Source organism: Vulcanococcus sp. Clear-D1, from assembly GCF_014654725.1.
Taxonomy (GTDB): domain Bacteria; phylum Cyanobacteriota; class Cyanobacteriia; order PCC-6307; family Cyanobiaceae; genus Vulcanococcus.
Genome location: NZ_JACVZV010000015.1, coordinates 386,279 through 403,792 on the forward strand (window position 1 = coordinate 386,279; position 17,514 = coordinate 403,792).

Consider the following 17,514-nt stretch of genomic DNA (forward strand, 5'->3'; position numbering starts at 1 on the left):
GGCTTCAGGATGGCAGGGCAGCCCTGTGGATGCTGTCCAGCGCCGTCAGTTTCAGTCTGATGGGGGTGTGCGTGAAGGCCGTGGGCGGCCGGATCCCGGTGGCGGAGGTGGTGCTGGCCAGGTCGGCAGTGAGCCTGCTGCTGAGCATCGCGATGTTGAAGCAGGCGGGGCTGAACCCCTGGGGGCAGCGGCGGGGCCTGCTGGTGTTGCGCGGGGTGATCGGCACCGGCGCCCTGCTGTGCGTGTTCGCAGCTCTGGCGCAACTGCCGCTGGCACCGGCCACAGTGCTGCAGTACCTGCAGCCCACCTTCACGGCACTGCTGGCCTGGTTGCTGCTGCGAGAACGGGTGGGGCCGCGGGTGCTGCTAGCGGCATTGCTGGGGTGGCTGGCGGTGGTGCTGCTGAGCAATCCGAGCGAGTTGATGGGATTGCTGGGCCCGATCGCCAGCGGTTGGCTGGAGGGCAGTGCAGCTCCACTACCCCTGGGAGGAGTGCTGCTGGCCATTGCCGGCGCGCTGCTCTCGGCCTGCGCCTACGTGAGTGTGCGTGCCCTGGGCCGCACCGAACACCCGCTGGTGATCGTGTTCTATTTCCCTCTGGTGGGGCTGGTGCTCACCGCCCCGCTGGTGCTGCTTCAGCCGGTGTGGCCCACGGCCTGGGAAGCCCTGGCCCTGGTGGGGGTGGGCCTGTTCACCCAACTGGGACAGCTGGGGGTGACCAATGGCTTGCTGGGCATGCCAGCGGCACGGGCAACGGCCCTGAGCTACGGCCAGGTGCCGTTGGCGGCGCTCTGGGGCTGGTGGTTCTTTGGCGAAGCCCTCGACCCCGACACAACCCTGGCGATGGCTCTCGTGCTGGCCGCCACCCTGCTCAGCCTCAGGCGATCGGCAAAGGATCGATGATCCAGTCCTGCGTGGTGCCATCGCTGCTGCCGCTGGGCCGTGCCAAGCGCCAGCTCTGGCCGCGCTCGCCCCGCTGCAAAAAGAGATCGAAGGAGCTGTCGACGCGGATCGGGTCACCCGGCAGGCGCCAGTCGAAGCGGCCGGTGAGATGCAATCCCTTGCTGCCGCCGACCGCGATGGCCTGCTGCGATTCCACCCGCACCCGACTCACCTGGGGCATGCCGTCGGCCGGGTTGAGCTGCAGGGCCTCAGCGATCGAGCGCTGGGTGAGATCAATCTGCAGAGCCAAAGCCGAGAGCAGCACCTTCTGGGAGGGTTGCGCGCCACCGCAGGCGCTCAGCGTGAAACTGAGCACCACACAGAGCAACAGCGCCACAACCCGGCGCAGCACTGCCAGCAACGGGGATGGGGTTGTCGGAGCGGGCAGCATGGGGAGCATCAACGGTGTTCCCATGATCGGCTGGCTGCAAGGGCAACTCGCCGATCGCTGGCAGCAGGCCAGCCGCTGCAGCTTGCTGCTGGTGTGCGGTGGTGTGGGCTACGAGGTGCAGATGCCCCGGCGCCAGTGGGATCGCCTGGGGGAAGCTGGCAGTGCCCTGAGCCTGCACATTCATCAGGTGATCCGTGAGGACGCCTGGACCCTCTATGGCTTCGCCAGCCGCGCCGAGCGTGATCTGTTCCGGGAATTGGTGGCGGTGAGCGGTGTCGGGCCGCAAATGGCGCTCGGGCTGTTGGGGCAGTTGAGCTGCGAGGAGCTGGTGCGGGCGATCGTGCAGGCCGACCTGCGGCTGCTCACCCAGGCACCAGGGGTTGGCAAACGCACTGCCGAACGCCTGGCGGTGGAACTGCGCACCCGCCTGCAGGAGCGCTTTGGCAGCAGTGCCGATCCGGAAGACACGGCCGATCTGAGCCTCACGGCCAACGGCGAAACGCAGGCGCTGCCCAACGCGGTGCGCGATGAGGTGAGCCTCACCCTCACGGCCCTTGGCTACGAAGCGCTGGAGATCAACCGTGCCCTCAGGGCCGTGGCAGCCCTGCAAAGCCCTGAGATCGAAGCCGCCGACGACTGGCTGCGGGAGTGTCTGCGCTGGCTCTCCCGCAGCCAGGCGGCCTGAGGTTGGGTGACCACGAGGCGGTAAGTTGGATGTTTGCACCGTCAGGGCCAGACGCCGCGCATGTCGCTCGACACCACCAAGAAGCAGGAACTGATCAACGCTCATCAGACCCACGGCACCGACACCGGTTCTGTTGAGGTTCAGGTGGCCATGCTGAGCGAGCGCATCAGCAAGCTGAGCGGACACCTGCAGAACAACATCCACGATTTCTCTTCGCGGCAGGGCCTGCTGAAGATGATCGGCCGCCGCAAGCGTCTGCTGAGCTACCTGCGCAGCAACAGCGAACAGCGCTACATCGCTCTGATCCAGAAGCTCGGCATCCGCGGCTGACGATGGCAGGCAAGGGGAACAACCGCTCCAGCGGCGGCGGTGGTCTGGGACCACAACCCCCTGCCAGCCTCAACAAGACCAAAGCCAAGCCCCAGCAGACCATCCCCGACTACGTGGCCAATCGCATGGCCCGGCGCGTGGCGGTCGCCACCGGCATCCCCAGCATTCTTGGGATGTCCACCTTTGTGGCGAGCTATCTGTTGGTGAGCAAAGGCGTGTTGGATATTCCCCCCGGCGTCACTCTGGTGACGTCAGGGGGATTCTTCTTGTTGGGCCTGGTGGGGCTGAGTTACGGGGTGCTCTCCGCCAGCTGGGAGCCGGGAGCCGGGAGCCTTCTGGGGCTGGAGCAGATGGGCCTGAACATCAGCCGACTGCGTAGCTCGATCAAGCGGCCACCAACGGCGAGCTGAGGCGGGCCCGGAAGGCTTGGGCGGTGAGGCTGCTGAGGGCGGCCTCGCTGTCGCGCACGCAGAACTGATGGCCGAGGCGCACGAAGCGGGTCTGGCCGTGGTGGCGCACCATCGCGACCACGGGTACGCGCACACCAGCGTCGTCTTTATCGGTGCGGTGCTGATTCAGGCATTCACGCAGCTTGTGCTGCACGGCGATATCGCTGGCCTCGCTGCCCTCGAGCTCCACCAGTAGCACCTTCAGTTCATCGATCACGCGGCAGTCGTCAACAATCAACTGAACCTGTTCATCACGCCGATCCACCGACGCCCAGATCAGCAGGCGCGCATCCACCATCAGGAAATCGGCGAGGCGGGCGTAGGTCTTCGGGAAGACCACCGCTTCACAACTGCCGCTGAGATCCTCCAGCTGCAGCACCGCCATCCGATCGCCCTTGCGCGTGGTCACCGGCCGCAAACCGGCCACCATGCCCACCACGCTCACACGGGCCTTATCGGCCTGCTCCTCCAGGCTGCCTAGCCCCACCGGTGAGAGCAACTGCACCGGCCGGGTGAGTTGCTTGAGCGGGTGATCGGAGAGATAGAAACCCACGAGCTCCTTCTCGAGCCGCAGCTTCTCGGTGGGGGGGTAATCGGGCACCGGGGCCGCTTTGGGGGCCGTGCTCAGATCACCACCAGCGGCCGAGGCCACCTCGGCATCAGCTCCCCCTCCGCCAAGCAGATCGAACAGGTTGCCCTGGCCACTCGCACGATCACGGGCGCGGGATCCGGCCCAATCCACGATCAGATCGAGATCGGCCATCAGCTGGGCGCGATTGGCCTTGGGCTCCAGGGCATCGAGGGCACCACAGTGAATCAGTGATTCGAGCGAGCGGCGGTTGAGCGTGGTGCCCGGGATGCGATCGCAGAGATCTGCCAGGGAGCGGAAGGGGCCATCGCTACTGCGAGCCTCCAGCAGCGCCCGGATGGCGCCATCGCCGAGGTTGCGCACAGCAGAGAGCCCGAACAAGATCCGATCGCCCACGGGGGTGAAGTCGATCCCCGAAGCATTCACATCCGGCGGCATCACTTCAATGCCCATGGCATTGCAGTTGGAGATGTAGCGCTGCACCTTGTCGGTGGTGCCGGCATTCACCGTGAGCAGCGCCGCCATGTAGGCCACTGGGTAGTGGGCCTTCAGATACGCCGTTTGATACGTCACCGCGCCGTAGGCGGTGGAGTGGCTCTTGTTGAAGCAGTATTCGGCAAAGAGCACCATCTGCTCAAACAGTGCCTCGGCGATCTTCGAGTCCACACCGCGCTCGGTGGCACCCTTCACGAAGATGCTCTGGTGCTTCTCCATCTCACTTTTCTTCTTCTTGCCCATCGCGCGGCGCAGCAGATCGGCTTCACCGAGGGAATAGCCGGCCAGATCCTGCGCAATCCGCATGATCTGCTCTTGATACACCATGATCCCGTAGGTTTCCTGCAGGATCGGCTCGAGCTTGGCGTGGGCGAAATCAATCGCTTCGCGGCCATGCTTGCGGTTGATGAACTTCGGGATCAGGCCGGCATCAAGTGGGCCCGGGCGATAGAGCGCCAGGATCGAAGAAATATCTTCCAACGATGAGGGTTTGAGATCGCGCACGATCTGGCGCATGCCGCTCGATTCGAGCTGGAAGATGCCCTCGAGATCGCCGCGGGCCAGCAGGCCGTAGGTGCCGGGATCATCAAGCGGCAAAGCATCAGGATCCACCTTCTGGCCGGTGCTCTGCTCCACCAGATCGATCGTTTTGTCGATCATGGTGAGGTTTTTGAGACCGAGGAAGTCCATCTTCAGGAGCCCCATCGACTCCACATCTTCCATGAAGTATTGGGTGATCACCTGGCCATCATTGTTGCGCTGCAACGGCACCACCTCATCGAGAGGATCGGCGGCGATCACCACACCCGCCGCGTGGACACCGAAGGTTTTGTTGGTGCCTTCGATGCGCATCGCCATGTCCACCCAGCGCTTCACCTGGGGGTCGCTTTGATACTTCTCGCGGAACTCCGGTGCCGGCGATTCCTCTCCGATCATCTCCTTGAGCTTGGCGGGCTTACCGCGCACCACCGGGATCAACTTCGCCAAGCGATCGGCGTCGCCATAGGGAATATCGAGCACGCGGGCCACGTCCTTGAGCACCGCCTTGGAGGTCATGCGGTTGAAGGTGATGATCTGGGCCACCTTCTCCTCGCCATAACGGCGGGTCACGTAGTCGATCACCTCACCGCGGCGCTCGATGCAGAAGTCGGTGTCGATATCCGGCATCGATTTGCGTTCCGGGTTGAGGAAGCGCTCGAACAGCAGCCCGTTGGTGACCGGATCGATATTGGTGATGCCCAGCGCGTAGGCCACCAGCGAACCGGCGGCCGATCCGCGGCCGGGCCCCACGGGGATACCGTTTTCACGGGCAAAGCGGATGTAATCCCACACCACCAGGAAGTAGGTGGGGAAGCCCATCTGCTCCATCACCTGCAGCTCGAAGGTGAGCCGCTCGCCGTACTCCGGCGTGAAGGCGGCTTCCTCCGGTAGCTGCAGACGGGCCCTCAGCCCCTGCTCGCTCACCTCACGTAGGTAGCTCACCGGCGTGTGCCCCTCCGGAATCGGGAAGCGGGGCATCTGGTAGCGGCCAAGGATGTCGTAGTCCTCCACCTTCTGGGCCACCAGAGCGGTGTTGGCCACGGCTTCCGCCACCACCTCGGGCTCAAGATGATCAGCAAACAGGCCGAGCATCTCTTGCTCGCCCTTGATGTATTCAGTGCCGGTGTAGCGCAGGCGCTTCTCGTCGGTGACGAGCTTGCCGGTGAGGATGCAGAGCAGCGCGTCGTGGGCTTCGGCGTCGTTGCTGGTGAGGTAGTGGGCGTCGTTGGTGGCGATCAGCGGGATGCCCAGCTCCTGGGCAATGCGCACCATCTCCACGTTCACGATCCGATCTTCCGGGGAGCCGTGGTCCTGGATCTCCAGATAAAAGTCGTCGCCGAACACGGCCTGATACCAACGGGCCACATCACGGGCGACATCCGGGCGACCGCGAAGGATGGCCTGGGAAATCTCACCGCCGAGGCAGGCGGTGGCCACGATCAAGCCCTCGCTGTATTGCTCAAGGGTGGGCTTGTCGATGCAGGCGCGCGAAAAGATGCCACGGCCGCGCATGCCGCGCAGGTGGCTGATGCTGGTGAGCTTCACCAAGTTGCGGTAACCCACCGCGTTCTTGGCGAGCACCACGAGGTGGTAGCGGCGTTCCTTCTTGGGGGGGTTGGGGTCATCAAGCGAGCCATTGATGACATACATCTCGTTGCCGATGATCGGCTTGACCGAGGTGCCCTTGCACAGCTTCAACAGCTCGATGGCGCCATACATCACACCGTGATCGGTGAGGGCCAGAGCCGGCATGCCCAGCTCTTCGGCCCGCTTCACCATCGCCGGCAGCTGACTGGCCCCATCCAGGAGGCTGTAGTCGCTGTGGTTGTGAAGCGGAACGAAAGCCACAGGCGGTGCCGCAGGGTTGAAGCAGTCACCCCAGGCTAAGGGGCCACCACCAGATTCAGGGCCTGAGCAACGGCATCAGCGGCGGTGAACGCCAGCTGTGGCGTTAGGGCACCAGGGCAGCAGCCGGACGGTTCTGCATCACCCGGGCGGCCTGTTCGTAGTGCCAGGCCACCTGGAGTAGACGCTCTTCCTGGAGCACGCCGGTGATCAGCTGCACACCGATCGGCAGGCCGGCGCCATCGAAACCGCAGGGCAGGCTGATGGCGGGCAGCCCGGCCATGTTGGCGGGGATGGTGAGCAGGTCGGCCAGGTACATGGCGAGGGGATCCTCGCTATGCGCACCGAAGCCGAAGGCGGTGGTGGGGGAGGTGGGGGTGAGCAGCACATCCACCGCGCCGAAGGCACGATCGAAATCGCGGCGGATCAGGGTGCGCACCTGCTGGGCCTTCTTGTAATAGGCATCCACGTAGCCAGCCGAGAGGGCGTAGGTGCCGATCAAGATGCGGCGCTTCACCTCATCGCCGAAGCCTTCGGCGCGGCTGCGGGAGGTCATCTCCGCAAGGCTGGCGGCATCGGCGGCGCGGTAGCCGTACTTCACACCGTCGTAGCGGGCCAGGTTGGCCGAGGCTTCCGATGGGGCGATCACGTAGTAGGTGGCGATGCCGTCGTTGAAGCGAGGGCAGCTCACATCCACCAGCTCACAGCCGAGGGCTTCCAGCTGGGCAGCGGCAGCCATCACCGAGGCCTTCACCTCGGGGTCGAGCCCCTCCGCCTCAAAGCACTCGCGCACGATGCCCACCTTCAGGCCCGCCACGGGCTGCTGCAGGGCGGCGCGGTAGTCGGGAACGGGGGCCTTAAGGCAGGTGGAATCGCGTGGATCCTCACCGGCGATCACCTGCAGCAATTCGGCGGCATCCGCCACGTTGGTGGCGAAGGGGCCCACTTGATCCAGCGAACTGGCGAAGGCCACCAGGCCGTAGCGGCTTACACGGCCATAGGTGGGCTTCAGGCCCACCACCCCGCAGAAGGCAGCGGGCTGGCGGATCGAACCACCGGTGTCGGACCCGAGGGAACCCACGCATTCACCCGCCGCCACAGCAGCGGCGCTGCCGCCGGAGCTGCCGCCTGGCACCTTCTCGGTGTTCCAGGGGTTGCGGCTCGGACCGAACACCGACGTCTCGGTGGAGCTGCCCATGGCGAACTCATCGAGATTCGTCTTTCCCAACAACACCGCACCGGCCTGCCAGAGGCGCCCGGTGACGGTGGATTCGTAGGGAGGCACGAAGTTCTCCAGCATGCGACTGGAGCAGGTGGTGCGCACACCACGGGTGCAGAGGTTGTCCTTGATCGCCAGGGGGACCCCGGCCAGGGGTGGCAGCTCCTCACCGGCGACGCGGGCCGCGTCGATGCGATCAGCATCGGCGCGGGCTCGATCAGCCGTCACCTCGGTGTAGGCGTTGATGCTGGGCTCGACCGCCTCAATGCGGCTGAGGTGTTGATCGGTGAGCTCGCGGGCGGACACCTCGCCGCGCTTGAGCTGCTCACGCCACTCGGCGATCCCCATCAACCCTGCTGCAAATCCAGGGCTCGACGCTATCAGTCGGCACTGATGGTGAAGGGCTCGCTGCGGCGGGTGCGCAGCAGGGCGTGGTTGACCTCAACGGCTCCCTCACTGCGCAGATCAGCCAGGAAGGGAGGCAGGGCCTCCTCCAGGCTGCTGCGCCGCACATAGGGCCCGAACCAGTAGGTGACATCGGGCTGGCGCGTTTCCACCCGCGCCCACCAGGCCAGACCAAGCCCATTGGCAACGCTGCGAATGGGCTGGAACAGGGTGGTCATGGGGCGGTGGGAAGTGGACTCATTGTGGCCGTGAAAGCGGCGAACGCAGCCATCAGAGCTTGATATCGCCAGAGAAGCCATCGGCGACGCCGGGCGCCATGGTCAACACGAGGTCGGGAAGCGGCTCAGCGGAGGGGTCGGTCGGCACGGCCTCGCTGTGCGTGAGGGCAGCGTGGGTGGGGGCAGCACCTGTGGCAACGCCGTGATCCAGGGCGCTGTGGCCGGCATTGAGCTCGCTCACCACCTGATCCACAACCTGTTGTGCGGCCTCTGTCTCCTCGGGGCTGAAGGCATCGAGCTCATCGATCTCTCCCACATCCAGGGCGGGAGCAACAACTGCCGCGGCAGTGCTGACCAGAGGTGTCGAGGGGATCTGGGGACGCACGATCCGCGGCGCCGGAGCTGAACCCGTGATCTGCTTCATCCAGCCGCGGCGAGCCACCTCGTAGAGCACCATCGCGGTCGCCACAGAGGCGTTGAGGCTCGGGGTGGCACCCCGCAGCGGAATGCGAACCAGCTGGTCGCAATGCTTGCGGGTGAGCATCGACAAACCAGAGCCTTCCGAGCCGGTCACGATCACCAGGGGGCCGTCGAGATCAGCCTCGCTCAGGGCCACACCGGCTTCACCGGCCAGGCCGATCACGCGATAGCCCTCTTCCTTGAGGGTTTCCAGAGAACGATTGAGGTTCACCACCCGTGCCACGGGCAGATGTTCAAGGGCGCCGGCGGCCACCTTGGCCACCGAACCGGTGAGGCCAGCGCTGCGGCGCTGCGGCAGCACCAGGCCATGGGCGCCGAGAGCCTCCGCGCTGCGCACAATCGCGCCGAGGTTGTGGGGGTCAGTGACACCATCCAGTGCCATCAGCAACGGCGGCTCGCCGATGGAGCGGCAGCCATCGATCAGGCTGCCCAGATCGAGGGTGTCGGCGGCAGCGGCCTGGAGCACGATGCCCTGGTGCACCGCTCCATCCGTGAGCTGACCGAGGCGCGCCCAGGTGACCTCCTCCACCAGCACACCGCCCGCTTTCGCTTCACGCAGCAACTGCATGAAGCGGGGCTGGAAGCGCATCTCCGGCGTGCACCAGATGCGATGGATCGGGCGATCGCTCTCCAGAGCCGCCTGGGCCGCATGGCGCCCCCAGATCAGATCATCGGCCGGGCCGGCGTTGAAGCGCTCCGATTCACCACTGGGGGCATCAACAATCAGCGGGCGGGAAGCGGCCGGCTGATCGCGATCGCCCCGCAGGGGTTTGCGATCGAAGCGGCGCTCCTGGAAGGAAGGCCGAGCACCGAAACGGCCCTGCCCCTGGGGACGCCCGGGGCGGCGCTCCGTGCGACTACCGCTACCGCGGGCCCCATCAAAACGGGGGCGGAATTCGCCACCGCGGCGCTCTGCACCAGCGCGATCGGAGGGACCGCGATCGGAAGCAGCCCGATCGGTGCCGGAGCGATCCGCGCTCCAACGGTCTGCACCCGGGCGCTCGAAGCGAGGCCGATCGCCACCAGGGCGGCGCGCGCCATCGAAGCGACGCTCGGGGCGCGAACGATCGCGATCACCAAAGCGCTCAGAACGCTCACCTCGCTCCGGCCGACGGCTAAAGCTGGGGCGATCGCCGCGCTCGGGACGATCACCGCCCTCGGAACGCTCTGGACGCCATTCACCACGCGGAGCAAAGGGGCGGCGCGAGCCACCCCGGGCATCAGGACGGCCCGGGCGTGCGGGGCGCGATCCTGCCGCCCCCGATCCCTGGCCCTGGTCCCTGCGGCGATCAAAACGGGGGCTCATGCGTCAGCGGGCAAAGGGGTTATCGGGTCGGCGTTCTCGAGGTGTGCCAGCAGCTGGGCAAGGCGGCTGGGGTCTTGAAGAAAGAGCCAGCCAACCATTGTCTCAAACCCCGTCGCCCGGCCATAAATGCCGGCCTCTCCTTTGCGGGGTCCACGGCCGGCACGGTTGCGGCCTTTCCGTACCAGCTCTAGCTCCTCCGGCGTCAATAGGCCATCGCGCTCGAGCACAGCCAGGGCTGCGGCCTGGGCATCGGCGCGCACTTCAGCCACCACGGCGCGATGCAAGGCGCCACTGCGGCCTGGCTGGCGGCAATGGCGCAAGCGGTGATGCAACTCCCACACGGCATCGCCCAGCCAGGCCAGCTGCAGCGGACCGAGATCCGCCGTGATCGAGGCGGCCGGGATGGCCGCGAGCCAATCAGGCAGCGATGGATCCGAGGGCGGTATCGAGGTCGGGCTGGAGATGGAGGAACTGCTCAAGCCTCACCAGTTTCACCGTCTGCACGACGCGGGCATTGCCCACCACCAGGAACTGCATGGCCTGGTCGTTGCAGAGCTTCGCCATCTGCACCAGCGCACCGAGCCCGGAGGAGTCGATGAAGTCAATCTTGCTCAGATCGATCACCAGCGGTTGAGGCGTGCTGGTGAGGTGCTCGGTGATGAAGGCGAGAAACTGTTTCTCGGAGTAGGCGTCGAGCTGGCCGGTGAAGCTGAACAGCAGACAGCCGTCCTGCTGCTGAAAGCCACCGCGCAGAGACACGGTCAATCGCTGCAGATCAGTGATGGCTCCTGACCTCTGACGTTTGGGGCGCCTGCAGTGTAGTGATGGTTTTCGGAACGGGCAGGACCGCAACAAAGCTGCATTGATGGGGCGCCGGCCAGCGCCGCATCACTCAGCCGCGCCGCTCGGCCATCAGGGCGGCAAAGCGGCCGAAGTGGTGGTCCGCGTCGTGGGGGCCAGGACTGGCTTCCGGGTGGTACTGCACGCCGAACACTGGCTGGTGGCGATGGGCCAGGGCTGCCACTGTGCGGTCGTTGAGGTTGAAGTGGGTCACCTCCACCGCATCAGCGGGGAGCGACGTGGCATCAATGGCGAAGCCATGGTTCTGGCTGGTGATCTCCACCACGCCGGGGCTGCCGCAGGGATGGTTGAGGCCGCGGTGGCCATAGCCAAGCTTGTATGTGCTGCCACCCATGGCCAAGCCCAGGATCTGGTGGCCCAGGCAGATACCGAAAACGGGCAAGTTCTTCTGCTGCAGCAATCCCTTAGCGAGCTCAATGCCCGCCGTCACCGCCGAGGGATCACCGGGGCCGTTGGAGAGGAACACCCCCTCGGGTTGAAGAGCGAGCACCTGATACAGGGAGGCATCCGCCGGCAGCACCGTGATGTCGCAGCCGTGGGCGGCGAGGCGCTCGAGGATGGCGCGCTTGATGCCGAAGTCGATCGCCACCACCCGGAAGGGGGTGGCGGGATTGCTCTGGAGTCGCTGGTCGAAGGCGGCCGGGCAGAGGCTGCTCCAGGTGTAAGGAGCGCTGGTGCTCACGGCCTGGGCCAGGTTGAGGCCCGCCATCGAGGGAGCAGAGCGCACCTGATCCAGCAGCTGCTGAGGGGTGCTGCCATCGCTGCTGATGGCCCCGTTGATCGCCCCACCCTCACGCAAATGGCGCACCAGCGCTCGGGTGTCGATGCCGCGGATGCCCACCACGTTGTGACGCTGCAACCAGGCCTCGAGCGTGCTTTCGCTGCGCCAGTTGCTGGCTGCGGGGGCCAGTTCGCGGGCGATCACGCCGCGCACATGGGGTGCGTCCGCCTCCTGATCGGCGCTGTTCACGCCGGTGTTGCCCAGCTCCGGGTAGGTGAAGGTCACCAGCTGACCGGAATAGCTGGGGTCGGTCATCACCTCCTGATAACCGCTCATGCCGGTGTTGAACACCACCTCACCCACGGCGGTGCCACTGGCGCCGAAGGCTTCACCGCGCAGCACTAGGCCATCGGCCAGCACCAATAGAGCAGGAGAGGAGGAAGGGGCTGTGGTCATGACCCCATCATCCCCTCCAGAGGGATCAAGCCAGGGGAGCCTCAAGAGCCGAACGCAGCCGCTCGAGCCGCTGCCAGGCGCCACCGCTAGCCATGGCCTCGAGGGCCTGCGACACCGCATCCACCACGGATTCAGCCCGGCCAGAAGCCCAGAGCACCAAAGCAGCGTTCAAGGCCACCACGTCACGCTGAGCAGCCGTGCCCCGGCCCTGGAGCACCGCCTCAAGAATCGCCTGGTTCTCAGCAAGCTCACCACCGGCCAGAGCTTGCATCGGCGCCTCCGCCAGCCCCACCGAGGCCGGTGTGATCGTTTCAGCGCGCACCGTGCCGGCCTCCACCAGCCGCAGCTCGCTGGGGCCTGAGAGCGAAGCCTCATCCAGGCCGCCATGGCCATGCACCACCACGGCACGCTCCAGCCCCAGGCGTGCCAGAGCATCGGCCATCGGATCGAGCAGATCCGCAGCACCCACCCCGAGCACCTGCGTATCAGGCCGCAGCGGATTCACCAGCGGGCCCAGCAGGTTGAAGACCGTGCGCACGCCGAGGGCCCGGCGCAGCGGCGCCAGCCCCACCAAGGCCGGATGCCAGCCCGGTGCGAACAGAAAGGTGACACCCGCCGGCTCCAGAGCGGCGATCACCTGCTGCGCCGGTGCCTTGAGATTGAGCCCGACTGCCTCGAGCACATCGGCCGACCCCACCTTGCCGCTGGCGCTGCGATTGCCGTGTTTGGCCACGTGCGCCCCGCAGGCAGCGGCCACAAAGGCCACAGCGGTGGAGATGTTGAAGGTGTTCGCCCCATCACCGCCTGTGCCGCAGGTATCCACTAGGGGAAGCTCGGGCCTGGGCCCTGGCAGGGGGCAGGCCTGGCGCAGCACCCGGGCCATGGCCGCGAGCTCCTCACCATTCACCCCCTTGGCCCGCAGGCCCGCGAGCAAAGCACCTGTGAGCACAGGCTCAAGCTCTTCGGCCAGCCAGCCCTGCATCAGTGCCGTGGCTTGATCAGCGCTGAGCGAATCCCCCTGCAAGAGCTGCTCCAGCAGCGCGGGCCAGGATGGAACAGCGGCCATGGGGGAGGCATCAGCTGCGGCTGATGTAGCAGAAAAAGCCGTTCAAGGGCTGTCCTGATCGGCCGTATCAAAGCCTGAGCCCACCGCCTGCTCCTGGGCCTCAACGCCGGGGCGGTAGCCGGCCGCCCAGATCGCTCGGCAGCGCTGATTCAGTTCAGCCTGACTGAGGCCCCAGAGGCGCAGGGTTTTCTGCAGGTCGTCCTGCAGATCCAGGGCACCAGGGAAGCCGGCGTAGCGCATCAGCAGCCGGCCGAGATCCACCAGCTGACCATCGGCAGGCTGCTGGGTGGCCAGCAGGGAATCCACCAGCTCCCGATCACTGGCATACAAAGGATGCTGTTGCTCAGGCTGATCGCTGGCAGGCATCAGATCGTGCGGCTGGGCTGGCTCCCTAGGTTGGCAGCTTCCTGCGAGGCGTCATGGCAGCCATCCGGTTCGGGTTGATCGGGCGCTACCTGCGGCCCTATCGGCGCACGGTGCTGCTGGGGGTGGCCGCCCTCGTGGTGGTGAACCTGCTGAGCGTGGCGCTGCCCCTGCTGGTGCGGGGCGTGATCGACGACCTGCAGGACGGTTTCACCTTCAGCGATGTGCTGCGCCAGGCGGCGCTGATCATCGCCCTGGCCTCGGTGATGGGGGCCGTGCGGCTGTGGTCGCGGATGCTGGTGTTCGGCGTGGGCCGCCAGGTGGAAGCCGGCGTGAAGCAGGAGATCTTCGATCACATGCTGCGCCAGGAACCTGGGTGGGTGCAGACCACCGGCAGCGGCGAGGTGATCAGCCGCGCCACCAGCGATGTGGAAAACGTGCGGCGGCTGCTGGGGTTCGCCGTGCTCAGCCTCACCAACACGGTGCTGGCCTATGCACTCACCCTGCCGGCGATGTTGGCGATCGATCCGCTGCTCAGCCTGGCGGCGGTGGGGCTGTACCCGCTGATGCTGGTCACGGTGCGACTGTTCGGCGGGCGGATGATGCGCCAGCAGCGGCGGCAGCAGGAGGCCCTGGCCCAGCTGAGCGATCTGATCCAGGAAGACCTCTCTGGCATCAACGCGATCAAGATCTATGGCCAGGAGGCCACGGAGCGGCAGGCCTTCGCCGATCGCAACCGCCGCTACCGCGACGACGCCCTCCAACTGGCCCGCACCCGCAGCACCTTGTTCCCGCTGCTCGAGGGCATCTCGTCGGTGAGCCTGCTGCTGCTGCTGGCCCTGGGCAGCGGGCAGCTGGAAACCGGCCGCCTGAGCATCGGCGATCTGGTGGCGTTGATCCTCTACGTGGAGCGGCTGGTGTTCCCCACGGCGCTGCTGGGCTTCACACTCAACACGTTCCAGACCGGCCAGGTGAGCCTGGAGCGGGTGGAGGATCTGCTGCGGCGCAAGCCCCGCGTCACCTCACCGGTTCAACCGGTGGCGATCGCGGCACCGACCAAGGCCGGACGCCGCGCTGCAGCCGTGGAGGCGCGCGATCTTTCGCTGCGCTACCCGGATGCTGAGCGCCTGGCCCTCGAGCACGTGAGCTTCCGGCTCGAACCCGGCGAGCTGGTGGCGGTGGTGGGGCCAGTGGGCTGCGGCAAAACCACCCTGGCGCGGGCCCTCGGCCGCATGGTGGAGGTGCCTGAGGGTGCGCTGTTCCTGAACGGCACCGACATCACTCGGGTGGCCCTCGATGATTTGCGCCGCCAGGTGGCCCTGGTACCGCAGGAGGGTTACCTCTTCACCGCCACCCTCGCCGACAACCTGCGCTACGGCGACCCATCAGCCGGGCAGGAGACCGTGGAAATGGCGGCGATCCAGGCACGCCTGGAAGGCGACATCCGCGGCTTCCCCGATGGCTACAGCACCCTGGTGGGCGAGCGGGGCATCACCCTCAGCGGCGGGCAACGCCAGCGCACGGCGCTGGGCAGGGCGCTGCTTGTGCAGGCCCCGCTGCTGGTGCTCGACGACGCTCTGGCCAGCGTGGACAACAACACCGCCGCCGACATTCTGCAATCGGTGCGCAGCCAACAGGACCGCACGATCCTGATGATCAGCCACCAGCTCTCGGCCGCCGCCGCCTGCGACCGCATCCTGGTGATGGATGGCGGGCGCCTCGTGCAGCAGGGGCATCACAACGATTTGGTGCAGAAGAGCGGCACCTACCGCCGTCTGTGGGAGCGCGAACAGGCGGAGCAACAACTGAGCAAGGCGGCTTAAGCCACGCCAGAAGCGGATCAGCGGGTTCAGTCACACTCTGTGCGCTTCACCAGACAACTCACGCAGCCGTGGCTTAGCTGAAGCTGATGCCCCGCGCCGCTGCCATGACCACCGGTGTGCCTTACCGCCTGCGCTGCACCCTCACTTTCGGCGATATCTACGGCCAGATCCTGATTTGGATGCTGGTGATCTTCGTGAGCCTGGCGGCCGGGCTGGCCCTGATGGGCGCCAGCAAACCGCTGTTTGCGCTTGTGGGTGTGGGCCTGATTTTGGTGCTCTCGCTGCCGTTTCTGCTGTTCGCCTTCACCACCACGCTGCTCAACCACATCGCTCTGGAGCCCGGCGCACCACAAGGATGAGCGCCGTAGGCTGAAATCAGCACATCGGCTGCGGCATCAGTGTTCGGACTGTTTGGTGGACTGGGTGGATCCAAGGGCGCGCTGATCGCTCCCGATGCCGCGCTGACTGGCCGCGCCGAGCCCATGGCCACGGCCGATCGCCATGTGGTGCTCGGCACCGCCTTGAAAGCACCGCTCAGCACCAGCCAGCAGGAGGCGCTGTTTGGCTGCGGCTGCTTCTGGGGGGCTGAAAAGGGGTTCTGGCGCCTGCCCGGTGTGATCAGCACCGCCGTGGGCTACGCCGGCGGCTACACCCCCAACCCCACCTACGAGGAGGTTTGCTCGGGCCGCACCGGCCACACCGAAGTGGTGCGGGTGGTGTGGGATGTGAACGCCGTGGATTTCAGCGACCTGCTCAAGCTGTTCTGGGAATGCCACGACCCCACCCAGGGCATGGCCCAAGGCAACGACACCGGCACGCAATACCGCTCAGCTGTGTATGTGGATGACCCTGAGCTGCTCAAGCTTGCTGAAGCCTCCCGCGATCGCTACCAGGCATTGCTGAACGCCAACGGCAAGGGAGCGATCACCACGGAGATCGCAACCGGCAAGCCCTTCTTCTTCGCTGAGACTTACCACCAGCAATATCTGGCGCGCCCCGGCAGCCGCCCCTACTGCTCAGCCCGCCCCAGCGGCGTGCTGCTCGATGGTTTTCAAGGCTCCAGCTACAAGCTGCCGGCAGCGGTGTGGAGCCACTACGACTGGTCGATTGATCACTGCGTACTGCGGGGCGACAACACGCCGATTGGGTTGTGATCGCGCTGTTGGTTCCCCTCCTCGCCCTCAGCAGCCCTTGGTGGGAGGACTACGACACCCGCGAGCGCTTTCTCTGCGGCGATCAGGGTGTGCTGGTGGTGGAGCGCAACGACGCGCAGGCGTCATTGATCAGCGGCAGCAACCGCTTCACGCTGTTTCGCGTGGCGAGCAGCCAGCCTGGGCTGCGCTACGGCAGCGAGGCGATGGAGCTGATCCTCTGGGGCGACAACCTCACCCTGGAGCAGGGCCGCCGCAAGCTGCAATGCACCCGCACCGATCAAGCCTGAGCCGCCGATGAATCCCCTGCCCGACCGCACTGTGATCCTCGGGATGGTGATCACCCTGGGGTTGGTGTTCGCCCTGGTGTTCTGGTTTGTGCGGTTGGCACCATCGCCGGAGCCCGCGCTGCAGTGGCGCGACTCGGCCCCTCTGGAACCGAAGGCAGCACCTGCACCTCAACCGCCAGCACAACCGGGCCGCAGTGGCGGCGAGCTGATCTGAACGGGCCAGATTCACTCGCCTCGAAACGAATGCCGATGATCTGGGAGACAATGCCCCGGTGGCACTGACGTCGCACTTGTTGCCGCACCTGTTTCCGATCACCCGCGTGGACCCGAAGCCCCAGCGCCAGCTGCATCCGCTGCCCAGGGGACTGGTGGAGCTCTACGGACTGTTGGCCGTGCTGTTCGTGCTGGTGCCGGAATGGATGGCCGATGGGGCCCTGGCGGGTCTGCGGGCCGGCCGCGATGGCAGCGACCTGCCCATGACCACCTCGGCCTGGCAGCGCATCCCGGAGCTGCGGCTTGCCTCGATGAATCTGATGGAGTTGCGGGACCTCGCGCGCGCCCTTCGGCTCTGGGGTTACAGCAGCCTCAATCGCGAGCAGCTCACCGTGTCGCTACTGCGCAAAATCCAGGCCAGACGCGGGAAGGCGCTGTGATAATTTCTTTCTCGCCGGGGCGTAGCGCAGCTTGGTAGCGCACCACTTTGGGGTAGTGGGGGTCGTGGGTTCAAATCCCGCCGCTCCGATTCAATCACCGGCCTAAAACCCAGTCCCTGAGCCGCTTCTCCCCCAGAGGCGGCTTTTTTGTTTCGAGCCTCCTGGGCCTAAACGGACCTACCTGACGTGGACCCCAAAAACTGAACCAGTCCTTATGAGAGCTTCCCAAGCGGCCAG

20 protein-coding genes and 1 tRNA gene are annotated in these 17,514 nt (G+C 66.1%); 11 read left to right on the forward strand and 10 right to left on the reverse strand.

Features of this window, described 5'->3' with window-relative positions; translation table 11 throughout:
- The first annotated feature begins 29 nt into the window (after nucleotides 1–29).
- The gene (locus H9532_RS06410) at nucleotides 30–902 is read left to right on the forward strand and encodes a DMT family transporter (protein ID WP_296366598.1); all 873 of its coding nucleotides are present in this window, start codon (nucleotides 30–32) and stop codon (nucleotides 900–902) included.
- Here H9532_RS06410 and H9532_RS06415 read toward each other — a convergent pair.
- A complete protein-coding gene (locus H9532_RS06415) occupies nucleotides 877–1,341 on the reverse strand; it encodes a hypothetical protein (RefSeq protein ID WP_296366600.1) in 465 nt (154 codons plus the stop codon). The two genes, H9532_RS06410 and H9532_RS06415, sit on opposite strands and share 26 nt — an antisense overlap.
- Nucleotides 1,342–1,354: 13 nt before the next feature.
- On the opposite strand from H9532_RS06415, the gene ruvA reads away from it, so the two are divergent.
- The 3 genes from ruvA to H9532_RS06430 are packed head-to-tail and all read left to right on the forward strand — an operon-like array spanning nucleotide 1,355 to nucleotide 2,757.
- On the forward strand, nucleotides 1,355–2,017 hold the full coding sequence (gene ruvA / locus H9532_RS06420; RefSeq protein WP_296366682.1) for a Holliday junction branch migration protein RuvA: 663 nt from the start codon (nucleotides 1,355–1,357) through the stop codon (nucleotides 2,015–2,017).
- Between the two features lie 60 nt (nucleotides 2,018–2,077).
- Nucleotides 2,078–2,347 carry a 30S ribosomal protein S15 gene (gene rpsO / locus H9532_RS06425; RefSeq protein ID WP_010307963.1) on the forward strand — a complete coding sequence of 90 codons (270 nt, stop codon included), beginning with the start codon at nucleotides 2,078–2,080 and terminating at the stop codon, nucleotides 2,345–2,347.
- Nucleotides 2,348–2,349: 2 nt separating this feature from the next.
- Complete coding sequence (locus H9532_RS06430; RefSeq protein ID WP_296366602.1) at nucleotides 2,350–2,757, forward strand: PAM68 family protein; 408 nt, start codon at nucleotides 2,350–2,352, stop codon at nucleotides 2,755–2,757.
- On the opposite strand, the gene H9532_RS06435 is transcribed toward H9532_RS06430, so the two are convergent.
- The 9 genes from H9532_RS06435 to H9532_RS06475 form a co-directional block, all read right to left on the reverse strand.
- Nucleotides 2,732–6,268: a DNA polymerase III subunit alpha gene (locus H9532_RS06435; RefSeq protein ID WP_296366605.1), complete on the reverse strand. Its 3,537-nt coding sequence runs from the start codon at nucleotides 6,266–6,268 to the stop codon at nucleotides 2,732–2,734. The genes H9532_RS06430 and H9532_RS06435 overlap by 26 nt on opposite strands.
- Nucleotides 6,269–6,371: 103 nt before the next feature.
- Nucleotides 6,372–7,832 carry an Asp-tRNA(Asn)/Glu-tRNA(Gln) amidotransferase subunit GatA gene (gene gatA, locus H9532_RS06440; protein WP_296366607.1) on the reverse strand — a complete coding sequence of 487 codons (1,461 nt, stop codon included), beginning with the start codon at nucleotides 7,830–7,832 and terminating at the stop codon, nucleotides 6,372–6,374.
- A 32-nt stretch (nucleotides 7,833–7,864) separates the two neighbouring features.
- Nucleotides 7,865–8,107, reverse strand: coding sequence for a DUF1816 domain-containing protein (locus H9532_RS06445; protein ID WP_296366609.1), 243 nt, complete (start codon nucleotides 8,105–8,107; stop codon nucleotides 7,865–7,867).
- A gap of 52 nt (nucleotides 8,108–8,159) precedes the next feature.
- The gene (gene rlmB / locus H9532_RS06450; protein ID WP_296366611.1) at nucleotides 8,160–9,893 is read right to left on the reverse strand and encodes a 23S rRNA (guanosine(2251)-2'-O)-methyltransferase RlmB; all 1,734 of its coding nucleotides are present in this window, start codon (nucleotides 9,891–9,893) and stop codon (nucleotides 8,160–8,162) included.
- On the reverse strand, nucleotides 9,890–10,318 hold the full coding sequence (locus tag H9532_RS06455) for a ribonuclease III domain-containing protein (protein ID WP_296366684.1): 429 nt from the start codon (nucleotides 10,316–10,318) through the stop codon (nucleotides 9,890–9,892). Before H9532_RS06455 ends, rlmB begins: the two co-directional genes overlap by 4 nt.
- Nucleotides 10,311–10,658 (reverse strand): STAS domain-containing protein, encoded by a 348-nt coding sequence (locus tag H9532_RS06460; protein WP_296366612.1) that lies wholly within the window; start codon nucleotides 10,656–10,658, stop codon nucleotides 10,311–10,313. The genes H9532_RS06455 and H9532_RS06460 overlap by 8 nt, the downstream gene beginning before the upstream one ends.
- Before the next feature lie 127 nt (nucleotides 10,659–10,785).
- Nucleotides 10,786–11,931 (reverse strand): glutamine-hydrolyzing carbamoyl-phosphate synthase small subunit, encoded by a 1,146-nt coding sequence (carA, locus tag H9532_RS06465; protein WP_296366614.1) that lies wholly within the window; start codon nucleotides 11,929–11,931, stop codon nucleotides 10,786–10,788.
- Nucleotides 11,932–11,956: 25 nt separating this feature from the next.
- Entirely contained in the window at nucleotides 11,957–12,997 is a 1,041-nt protein-coding gene (gene trpD / locus H9532_RS06470; RefSeq protein ID WP_296366616.1) for an anthranilate phosphoribosyltransferase, read from the reverse strand.
- Between the two features lie 42 nt (nucleotides 12,998–13,039).
- The gene (locus H9532_RS06475; RefSeq protein ID WP_296366618.1) at nucleotides 13,040–13,363 is read right to left on the reverse strand and encodes a DUF3288 family protein; all 324 of its coding nucleotides are present in this window, start codon (nucleotides 13,361–13,363) and stop codon (nucleotides 13,040–13,042) included.
- Nucleotides 13,364–13,416: 53 nt separating this feature from the next.
- Here H9532_RS06475 and H9532_RS06480 point away from each other — a divergent pair, with 53 nt between their 5' ends.
- From H9532_RS06480 to H9532_RS06510, 7 genes are all read left to right on the forward strand, one after another.
- Nucleotides 13,417–15,183, forward strand: a complete 1,767-nt coding sequence (locus H9532_RS06480) for an ABC transporter ATP-binding protein (RefSeq protein ID WP_296366621.1) — start codon at nucleotides 13,417–13,419, stop codon at nucleotides 15,181–15,183.
- A 104-nt stretch (nucleotides 15,184–15,287) separates the two neighbouring features.
- Nucleotides 15,288–15,542: a hypothetical protein gene (locus tag H9532_RS06485; protein WP_217795437.1), complete on the forward strand. Its 255-nt coding sequence runs from the start codon at nucleotides 15,288–15,290 to the stop codon at nucleotides 15,540–15,542.
- Nucleotides 15,543–15,581: 39 nt separating this feature from the next.
- Complete coding sequence (msrA, locus tag H9532_RS06490) at nucleotides 15,582–16,337, forward strand: peptide-methionine (S)-S-oxide reductase MsrA (protein ID WP_366664532.1); 756 nt, start codon at nucleotides 15,582–15,584, stop codon at nucleotides 16,335–16,337.
- An 8-nt stretch (nucleotides 16,338–16,345) separates the two neighbouring features.
- Complete coding sequence (locus H9532_RS06495) at nucleotides 16,346–16,624, forward strand: hypothetical protein (RefSeq protein ID WP_296366623.1); 279 nt, start codon at nucleotides 16,346–16,348, stop codon at nucleotides 16,622–16,624.
- Between the two features lie 7 nt (nucleotides 16,625–16,631).
- On the forward strand, nucleotides 16,632–16,838 hold the full coding sequence (locus tag H9532_RS06500; RefSeq protein ID WP_296366625.1) for a hypothetical protein: 207 nt from the start codon (nucleotides 16,632–16,634) through the stop codon (nucleotides 16,836–16,838).
- Nucleotides 16,839–16,917: 79 nt separating this feature from the next.
- On the forward strand, nucleotides 16,918–17,277 hold the full coding sequence (locus tag H9532_RS06505; protein WP_296366627.1) for a Rho termination factor N-terminal domain-containing protein: 360 nt from the start codon (nucleotides 16,918–16,920) through the stop codon (nucleotides 17,275–17,277).
- Nucleotides 17,278–17,292: 15 nt separating this feature from the next.
- Nucleotides 17,293–17,366, forward strand: a tRNA-Pro gene (locus H9532_RS06510).
- Nucleotides 17,367–17,514: the final 148 nt, after the last annotated feature.